Below are 804 nucleotides of genomic sequence, written 5' to 3' on the forward strand. Positions count from 1 at the left end.
GTAAATATATTCCTGGTAACCAAAAACACCTTACCCTTGAAAACCGTATCTATATCGAAAACGAACTGAATAAGGGCACTTCCTTTAAGGATATTGCCAGGTTCCTGTGCAAGGATCCTACCACAATCTCTAAAGAAGTCAGGGCTCACCGTCTCTCAGACTGGTATCACAAAGGGACTTTCTATAACGCCAAAAACTTCTGTATTCACCGCTATCACTGCAAGAAGACTAATGCCTGCGGAAAGATTGTCCTGTGCGGAATCAAATGCGCATCCTGTCCTACCTGCAACCAAACCTGCAGAGACTTTGAAAAAGAGCGCTGCGTAAGGCTTGACCGGGCTCCTTATGTCTGCAACGGCTGTACGAAAAAATCAATCACTGCACCATTGCACATAAATACTCTTATAACGCCAGATTCGCTGACAGAAAATACCGGGAAAAACTCCGGGATTCCAGAACAGGGATCAACATGACCAAACGGGAGCTTCACAAAAAGGACCAGATCATTTCCCCACTGATCGAACAGGGACAGTCTCCCTATCATATCCTGGCAAACCATCCGGAGCTGGATATGTCCGTCCGTACCCTGTATTCGTATCTTGACCAGGGACTCTTTACGGCAAGGAACATAGATCTGAAGCGGAAAGCCCATTTCAAACCAAGAAAGTGCCATAAAACACAGATCACAGACAGGGCAGTCTTTACCAACCGATTATATCGTGACTTCTGTTCCCTTGCCCTTACAGGCTATGTCCAAATGGATACGGTCCATTCTTCCAGGGAATCAAAAAAGACCTTGCTGAC

1 pseudogene is annotated in these 804 nt (G+C 45.8%); it reads left to right on the plus strand.

Annotated elements, in window-relative coordinates:
- Positions 1 to 804, plus strand: a pseudogene (locus tag B5F29_RS17355) (helix-turn-helix domain-containing protein); the annotation flags it as partial.

It is taken from the genome of Lachnoclostridium sp. An196 (assembly GCF_002160135.1).
Lineage (GTDB): Bacteria > Bacillota > Clostridia > Lachnospirales > Lachnospiraceae > Hominiventricola > Hominiventricola avistercoris.